The organism is Burkholderia sp. PU8-34, from assembly GCF_053427725.1.
This window is the reverse complement of record NZ_JBSAXC010000003.1, coordinates 617,228-625,330: the sequence shown is the minus strand read 5'-3', so window position 1 is coordinate 625,330 and position 8,103 is coordinate 617,228. Positions and strand designations below refer to the sequence as shown.

Annotated in this window: 11 protein-coding genes; all 11 read left to right on the top strand. The window is 63.2% G+C overall.

Going from position 1 to position 8,103, the window contains the following annotated elements:
* Positions 1 to 105: 105 nt before the first annotated feature.
* Positions 106 to 483, top strand: coding sequence for a four helix bundle protein (locus tag ACV22Z_RS11335; protein ID WP_448076371.1), 378 nt, complete (start codon positions 106 to 108; stop codon positions 481 to 483).
* A 171-nt stretch (positions 484 to 654) separates the two neighbouring features.
* Positions 655 to 1,800: an RNA-directed DNA polymerase gene (locus ACV22Z_RS11330; protein WP_448076370.1), complete on the top strand. Its 1,146-nt coding sequence runs from the start codon at positions 655 to 657 to the stop codon at positions 1,798 to 1,800.
* 12 nt (positions 1,801 to 1,812) lie between these two features.
* Positions 1,813 to 2,208, top strand: coding sequence for a beta-sandwich lipoprotein (locus ACV22Z_RS11325; protein ID WP_448076369.1), 396 nt, complete (start codon positions 1,813 to 1,815; stop codon positions 2,206 to 2,208).
* 23 nt (positions 2,209 to 2,231) lie between these two features.
* A complete protein-coding gene (locus tag ACV22Z_RS11320; RefSeq protein WP_448076368.1) occupies positions 2,232 to 3,146 on the top strand; it encodes a DNA cytosine methyltransferase in 915 nt (304 codons plus the stop codon).
* A 17-nt stretch (positions 3,147 to 3,163) separates the two neighbouring features.
* Positions 3,164 to 4,384: a hypothetical protein gene (locus ACV22Z_RS11315; protein WP_448076367.1), complete on the top strand. Its 1,221-nt coding sequence runs from the start codon at positions 3,164 to 3,166 to the stop codon at positions 4,382 to 4,384.
* Positions 4,374 to 4,838, top strand: a complete 465-nt coding sequence (locus ACV22Z_RS11310; RefSeq protein ID WP_448076366.1) for a hypothetical protein — start codon at positions 4,374 to 4,376, stop codon at positions 4,836 to 4,838. The genes ACV22Z_RS11315 and ACV22Z_RS11310 overlap by 11 nt, the downstream gene beginning before the upstream one ends.
* A complete protein-coding gene (locus ACV22Z_RS11305) occupies positions 4,835 to 5,185 on the top strand; it encodes a hypothetical protein (protein WP_448076365.1) in 351 nt (116 codons plus the stop codon). The genes ACV22Z_RS11310 and ACV22Z_RS11305 overlap by 4 nt, the downstream gene beginning before the upstream one ends.
* The gene (locus ACV22Z_RS11300; protein WP_448076364.1) at positions 5,182 to 6,237 is read left to right on the top strand and encodes a phage Gp37/Gp68 family protein; all 1,056 of its coding nucleotides are present in this window, start codon (positions 5,182 to 5,184) and stop codon (positions 6,235 to 6,237) included. Before ACV22Z_RS11305 ends, ACV22Z_RS11300 begins: the two co-directional genes overlap by 4 nt.
* A complete protein-coding gene (locus tag ACV22Z_RS11295; RefSeq protein ID WP_448076363.1) occupies positions 6,234 to 6,536 on the top strand; it encodes a hypothetical protein in 303 nt (100 codons plus the stop codon). The genes ACV22Z_RS11300 and ACV22Z_RS11295 overlap by 4 nt, the downstream gene beginning before the upstream one ends.
* The gene (locus ACV22Z_RS11290) at positions 6,533 to 7,249 is read left to right on the top strand and encodes a hypothetical protein (RefSeq protein ID WP_448076362.1); all 717 of its coding nucleotides are present in this window, start codon (positions 6,533 to 6,535) and stop codon (positions 7,247 to 7,249) included. The genes ACV22Z_RS11295 and ACV22Z_RS11290 overlap by 4 nt, the downstream gene beginning before the upstream one ends.
* Positions 7,249 to 8,076: a DHHA1 domain-containing protein gene (locus tag ACV22Z_RS11285; RefSeq protein ID WP_448076361.1), complete on the top strand. Its 828-nt coding sequence runs from the start codon at positions 7,249 to 7,251 to the stop codon at positions 8,074 to 8,076. The genes ACV22Z_RS11290 and ACV22Z_RS11285 overlap by 1 nt, the downstream gene beginning before the upstream one ends.
* Positions 8,077 to 8,103: the final 27 nt, after the last annotated feature.

The window sequence follows — 8,103 nt, the reverse complement described above, 5'->3', positions numbered from 1 at the left end:
ACTTCTACGGTGGCTACCAGGGCACCTCACGCACCAGTACTACGAGTTCCGGGCCCGAGCCGTCCGCAGATTCATTCCTTCAGTAATTTGATCATTTAATCCGCCGTGGCCCTGCATACCCAACTGCCGATTTACCGTGCCGCCGAAGATCTTCTGGACGTCGTGACCGATGTGGTCACGAACATGCAACGGAACTTCAAGCGGTCGGTCGGCGAGAAGATCAACGACGAGTGCATCGCGATCATCGTGCTCGTCTATCGCGCCAACGTCGCGGCCGACAAGTCACCGCATCTCACGGAGCTCATCGAGCGCCTGCAGGTGATCAACCTCTTGCTTCGGCTCGGCTTCAACAAGCGCAAGGTCGACAAGGGCGCCTACGCTCGCGCGGTCGAATTGACGACCAGCATCGGCAAGCAGGCCACTGCGTGGAAGAAGTCCGCATCCAATCGCCCGCTCCGTGGAGGTCAAGGCTTTCACGGCTGAGCGATATATCAATCTGGTCGTGCCGCTGGCTCACAAGGCCACCGCCATGCGCAATGAGGATACCGGCCGCCGGTGTGCGGAAAGGTCCAGCGCAGTTTCCCGGCTGAGCAATCGGTCGGGCGACATAGATAGCACGATATTCCGGCTGGGCGTGGTATCAGAACTTCAACAATGGCAACCAGAACAACAACCACCAGAACAACGAGTTCCGGGCCCGAGCCGTCCGCAGATCGAGGGCCATTTTCATTCGCCGAGCTGGTCGAGGCATATCTCGACTGCCGGCGAACGAAGCGAAACAGCAATGCGGCGCTTGCGTTCGAGATTCGTCTCGAGCGAAACCTGCGCCGCCTGTACGACGAGCTGGCCGACGGCAGCTATGCGCCGGGCCGCTCGAAGTGCTTTGTCATCACTCGACCGAAGCCGCGCGAGGTTTGGGCGGCTGCCTTTCGCGACCGCATTGTGCATCACCTGCTTTACAACCGCATAGGCCCGCGCTTCGAGCGCTCGTTCATTGCCGATTCCTGCGCCTGCATCAAGGGCCGCGGCACGCTATATGCCGCGAAGCGCCTCGAGGCGAAGGTGCGCTCGATCACGCAGAACTGGGCGCGGCCGGCGTACTACCTGAAGTGCGATCTCGCGAACTTCTTCGTCAGCATCGACAAGCGGATCCTGCTCGATCTGCTGCTCGCGAAGATCTCAGAGCCATTCTGGCGCGCGCTGACCGAGCGCGTTCTGATGCACGATCCACGGGCCGACTTCGAATACCACGGCGATCCGGCGATGATGCAGCTCGTCCCGCCGCACAAGCGCCTGATGGAACAGGCCGAGCATCTCGGCCTGCCGATCGGCAACCTGTCGAGCCAGTTCTTCGCGAACATCTACTTAGACGTGCTCGATCAGCGCGCGAAGCACGTTCTCGGCGCGCGCCACTACATCCGGTACGTCGACGATTTCGTGTTCCTGCATGAGTCGCCGGCGCGCCTGAACGAGATGCTCGCCGATGTGACGGCATTCCTGCCCGAACGCCTCGGCGTGCGGATCAACCCGCGCAAGACGATCCTGCAGCCGATCGACCGCGGCGTCGACTTCGTCGGCCAGGTCATCAAGCCGTGGCGCCGCGAAACGCGGAAACGCACGCGCAACGAGGCATATCGCCGCGTCGCAGAGACGCCGAGCAGCGATCTGATGCCGGTCGCGAATTCCTATTTCGGCCTGATGCGCCAAGCATCGGCCAGCCATTACGACCGCGCTCGGCTCGCGAACCTCCTGCGGTCACTCGACAAAGCCGTCGATCGCGATTTCACAAAGACCTTCTGATTTGAGGATGTGATGAACATGAACCGTCCGCGCTTTTTGTGGTCCTTGGCCTTTTGCTGCGTGTCTGCATTGACCGCTTGCAGCAACGATGCCGACGTCGCCTCGCAAAACCTGTCCACGGCTGCCGACAACTTCCAGATCAATCGACGCATCGTTTTCTACAACGGGTTCACGGGCGAGTACATGCTCACCATCGAGGGCCTTTGCTCGAAGGACAACTCCAGCACGGATACGAAGCTGGCGATCATCTGCAAGACCGGCCCGAACAGTTTCAAGAAGCACTTCCTCGGCCTATCGAACAACGTGACGTACTTCATCGAGCAGCTTGATGCGGCTGATGCCGGCACATACCACTACAAGGTGGTGTTCAAGCCCTCGACGATTGTTCCCGACGTCTCCATCAAGTGAAAACTGCCTGTTTCGAGGATTCAATGAAGGCGATCGATCTCTTTGCCGGTGCCGGCGGATTCTCGACCGGCGCAAAGATGGCCGGCCTTGACGTCGCGTGGGCAGCAAACCATTGGCCGGCCGCTGTCGAGATCCACGCGGCAAACCATCCGGGCACGAAACACGTGAGTCAGGATCTGCATCAGGCCGACTGGTCGCAAGTTCCGGCGCACGACATCCTGCTCGCGTCACCGTGCTGCCAAGGGCATAGCCGAGCGCGCGGAAAGGCTGCGAACAATCCGCAGCACGACGCCAGCCGGTCGACGGCATGGGCGGTTGTGTCGGCGCTCGAATTCCACCGGCCGCCGTTCGCGGTCGTCGAGAACGTAGCCGAGTTCGTCCAGTGGCAACTCTATCCGGCGTGGCGCCTCGCGATTCAGGCGCTCGGATACCAAGTCGCGCCGCACGTAATCGACGCAGCGAATCACGGCGTGCCGCAGCACCGGGAGCGCCTGTTTCTGGTTCTGAGTCGCAGCACCCGGCCGCTCATGTTGCGGCTGCCAGAACGGCAGCACGTGCCGGCGGCGCAAATCATCGACTTCAATGCTGGGAACTGGTCGGCGATCGAAAAGCCGGGCCGCGCCGCGGCGACGCTGCAGCGCATCGCGAACGGCCGGCGCGCGCATGGCGATCGCTTCCTGACTGCCTACTACGGCAATGAGGCCGGCGGCCGGTCGCTGAATCGCCCGATCGGCACCATCACGACACGCGACCGCTATGCAGTCATCGACGGCGATCGGATGCGGATGCTCACGAAAGAAGAGTGCCGCGACGCCATGTCGTTCCCCCGCGACTACATCCTGCCGCAGCAGCACCGGCTCGCCGTTCACATGCTCGGCAACGCCGTCTGCCCCCTCGTAGCACGCGACGTCATCGAAGCAATCAAGGTCGCAGCCTGACCACCGAGGATCACACCATGACCACCAACGAAAATACCCGCGCCGCCGCGCTGACCGACACCATCATGGAACAGGCGCAGGTGTACGCGTCCGCCTGGTCGCTGATCGACGGCCCGTTCGACCACGGCAACGCCCTCGCGACGGCCGAGCAAGAGAAAGTTGAGCTGCGCAACCTCGTCGGCGAGACGATCTCGACGCTCGAACAGCCACCCATGCCTGTCGAGCGGCCCGCAGCAGCGCCTGGCGACGCAGAGATCACATGCAGCGGCGAATCGCTTACCCTGTCCGGCATGAAATTGCTTGAGGCACTGGATCTCATCGCGCCCGATCGTGACGCCGACCAGCTCGAAAGCGAGGTGACGATCCAGTACGGCGAAGGCCATGCCGGCAACGGGTTGTACTGCTGGTGCACCGAATACCCGGAAGAAGGTGCGATCCTGCTCGATGGCACGACCGCCACGGCGGCAGAACCTGCGGCGTTCCAGTCGCGCGTGCAGCCATGGATGCTCGAATGCTTCGGCGCCGAGATCGCGGCCGACCGCGCCGAGCGCAATCATCGGTTCCTCGAGGAGGCGCTGGAACTGGTGCAGGCATGCGGCTGCACGGCCAGCGAGGCGCACCAGCTCGTCGACTACACGTTCGGACGCCCGCTCGGCGAGCCAGCGCAGGAAGTCGGTGGCGTCATGGTCACGCTCGCCGCGCTCTGCCTCGCGAACGAGCTCGACATGCATGCGGCCGGCGAAACCGAGCTGGCTCGTGTTTGGATTAAGGTCGAACAGATCCGCGCCAAGCAGGCCGCGAAGCCGAAGCACTCGCCGCTGCCGGCCGCTCCGGCCACGCAGTACAGTTACGCCAATGTCGCCGATGCTGAGCGCTGGAGCGGTCCATGCGACTCGATCGTCGATGCGATCGTCGAGGCATTGAGCGGGAATGAAGACGACCGTGTGGTGTATGTGGGCGAGAACGAACCCGTCGAAATCTACTTCGACTCGCTCGCGGAGGAAGTTGTCGAGCGTATTGAGGAACAGGTCTACGAGCAGGTCGGCGAAGTGGCCGACACCGTCGGGCCGTTCGATGAAGTGCAGATGAAGCCGCTCGCTGACTCGATAAAGCAATGGGTCGACCAGCACGCCGACGTCTCCTGCTGGCGCGTCGAGAAGATCAAGGCATACGGCCCGGGTGCGCCCGAATACGAAGCGGCCCGCGCTCTTCTCCAAGGAGACGCCCATGTCGAATAACAACGTGCTGACCGGCGATCAACGTGCGGCACTCGATCTACTCGCCGGGTGCGATCTACTTACGCCGATCGAATCTGACGCGCTCCGCGCCCTTCTCGCCGCCCATCCGGGCCAGCCGGAGCCGCGCGTCGCACTCCTGTACGAGCACGATGATGGACGCTATGCAGCCGTACCGACCGCAGAAGACGCCACCTTCACGCGCGGCGAGCCCGCATGGCATCGCATTGGGCCGGTGACGGTCTATGGCTCGGCTATGGCAGCGCAAGCAGGAGCGGCGCCGCCGGAGTCCTGCGCCGCGGCGACGGACGACGACAAGCTCTGCGCCGAGCGGTATCGCTATGCGCGGGACAACATTCAGGAAGGACACGAGCTGCCCGGCGGCTACTGGCTTGGTGATACCGGCGATGCATGGGACAAGACCATCGACGCCGTCCGCGCAGGAGAAAGCCAGTGAGTCGCAGCGCCCGTATCCCCACTGCCGACGAGCTGCTCGCCGCCATGCGGCCAGGTATCGTCCATTCCCCGCACGACATCGCCAAACAGTTCAACGTCGCGGCAGCCACCGTGCGGCCCGTGCTCGAGCAGATGGTCGCTGCCGGCACACTGTCGCGCATGCGCGCGTTCCGGGCCCGCGAGTGCAATTTCATGATCGCCGGTACCGAAAACGCGAACGCTGCGCCCGAGAAGTACGTCGGCGTTCCCGCGGCGCCTCGCACGTATGTCGTCATGACGGGTGACCTCGACGACTATGCCGCCGAGACCCGGCGCCACGCCAACCTCTGCATGATGGTGCGTCGATGAGCGAGAACACAAAGATCGAATGGTGTGACCACACCTTCAACCCGTGGGAAGGTTGCCAGAAGGTCGGCCCGGGCTGTGACCACTGCTACGCCGAATCGCGCAACGCTCGCTTCGCGGGCGGCACCGCAATGAACTGGGGGCCCGGCGCGCCGCGCCGCCTCACGTCTCCGGCGAACTGGCGAAAGCCCCTCGCGTGGAACGCGCGCCCCTTTCTCGCGTGCCGTGAATGCGGATGGCGCGGCGATCGACCGGCAAACGTCAACGGGATCGCGGCGTGCCCGGAAATCCGTTGCGCGTCATTCGACCTGGCGCTCGCGCGCCGCCGCGTGTTCTGCGCGTCGCTGGCCGACGTGTTCGATAAGGCAGTGTCGCCGACGTGGCGCGCCGAGCTGTTCGAACTGATAGAGCGCACGCCGAACCTCGACTGGCTGCTGTTGACGAAGCGAATCGGCAACGTGTCGGTGATGCTGCGCGACACGTTGGGCGACATCATGCGCAGCGAGAACAGCTGGCCGTGGCCGAACGTCTGGCTCGGCGCGACGATCGTCAACCAGGCGGAGGCAGACCGCGACATTCCAAAGCTGCTCGAGATACCAGCGCGCGTACGGTTCCTGTCGATGGAGCCGCTGCTCGGGCCGGTGGATCTTCGCCTCGAAAGCCGAAACGACATCGCCCGATGGGATGGACTCGGACGCGATCTGCCGTTGCGCCGTATCGATTGGGTGATCGTCGGCGGCGAAAGCGGCCATGGCGCGCGACCGATGCATCCGGACTGGGCCCGCTCGCTGCGCGATCAATGCGAGGCCGCCCGCGTGCCGTTCCTATTCAAGCAGCATGGCGAATGGCGCCATATGGACGTCGACGAGCAAATGGCCAACCCCGACGCAGTAGTTCGCGGCCGCACGACCGCGTGGCCGGACGGAATAATTGGACACGGTGATTTTCGCCAAAACGGCGGCTACGGAAAGCCGATTTTCATGCTCGGCAAGAAGGCTGCTGGCCGCCTGCTCGACGGCCGCACTCATGACGAATTCCCGGGAGGTTCCACGTGAGCGATAACGAAAAGTTCTACGACGAAGAAATCGCGCCGGCTCTTCTCGAAATCACACACAAGCTGCGGACGCGCGGGATGTCGATGGTCGCTACTGTCGAATACGAGCCGGGCTCGCGCGGCTCGACATACGAGATGCCAAAAGCCCGCGGATTTGAAATGGATCTGCTGCGCGCCCTGTCGCGCGCGGGCAATAACGTCGACGCTTTCCTGCTCTCGGTCATACGGATGTGTGACACGCGCGGCATCGACTACAAGGGAAGCATCTTCCTCCAGCGTCTTGCGGAGACGGCACGATGAAAGAGCGCCCTATCCTATTCAGCGGCCCGATGGTGCGCGCCATCCTTGAAGGCCGGAAGACGCAGACGCGGCGCGTGTTGAAGCGTCAACCGCCAGCGATCGGAGAAGGCTATGCGCCGAAGGTGTACTGGCCTACGCGCGACTCGCACATGTCGAATCGCGGCGACCGCGCCTATCTGCAATTTGAGCGCCCCGGCGAGTATGACGGTCGACACATCATGAAGGACGGATTCGGCTTCGATTGCCCGTTCGGCCAGCCCGGCGACCGCCTGTGGGTGCGCGAGACGACCTATGACGTCGAGCGGAACGGCTGGATCGGCCCCGTCTACGTTGAGTCGGACGACGGCGCTGCCGCTGCCGCATGGGGCTGGGGCGAATCGGACGATCCCGACTACATCGAACCGTACGAGCTTCGCAAACGCCCCGCCATCCACATGCCGCGCTCGATGGCGCGCATCACGCTCGAGATCACCGGCGTGCGCGTCGAGCGCCTGCAGGACATCAGCGAGGACGACGCGATCGCAGAAGGCATTGATGGCCCAATGTGCGCGGCCGCAGTCGGTCGCTCGCCATCCCGCCATAAGCTACTGCCGGCGGCAGTGCACGGTTACGCGCACCTGTGGGGCGGCCTCAACGCCGCGCGCGGCTACGGCTGGGACGCGAATCCATGGGTATGGGTTGTCGAGTTCAAACGAATCAACGGGGAAATGTGATGACAGGGAAGCCGCTCGTGATCTACCACGGCAACTGCGCTGATGGCTTCAGTGGTGCGTGGTGCTTTTGGAAGAAATTCGGCGACGAAGCGGAATACGTTGCCGGTGTGTATCAGAAAGATCCGCCCGACGTAGCGGGCCGCATCGTATATCTGGTCGACTTCAGCTACAAACGCGAGATCGTAAAGGAGATGGTCGCGAGCGCGCTGCGCGTCACCCTGATCGATCACCACAAGACAGCCATCGAGGATCTGGACGGACTTCCCGGCCTGCTCACGTTCACCGACCTCAATCGCAGCGGAGCAACGCTTGCATGGGACTTCCTCTTTCCCGAGGAAGATCGCCCCCTTCTGCTCGGCCACGTCGAGGACCGCGACCTCTGGCGCTTCAAGCTGCCGGGAACCCGTGAGATTCAGGCGTTCATGTTCTCGCACGAATACACCTTCGAGCTGTGGGATCGCCTGATGAGCGCCGACCAGGCCGAGCTCGTCAAGATGACTGCAGCCGGTGCGGCAATCGAGCGGAAACACCACAAAGACGTCGCCGAACTCGTCCGGGTCTGCAAGCGGCGCATGGTAATCGGTGGCCATGACGTTCCGGTCGCCAATCTGCCCTACACCATGTCGAGCGATGCCGGCCATCTGATGGCTCAAGGCGAGCTATTCGCGGCGTGCTACTGGGATACCGAAGAAGGCCGCACCTTCAGTCTACGATCAGCCGATGACGGGATCGATGTCTCCGACATCGCCAAGCAGTACGGCGGCGGCGGTCACGCGAAGGCAGCCGGATTCAAGGTCCCGCGCGAGCACCCGCTCGCATCCGCATGACGGCCTATCCGGAGATCGAGATTGCAG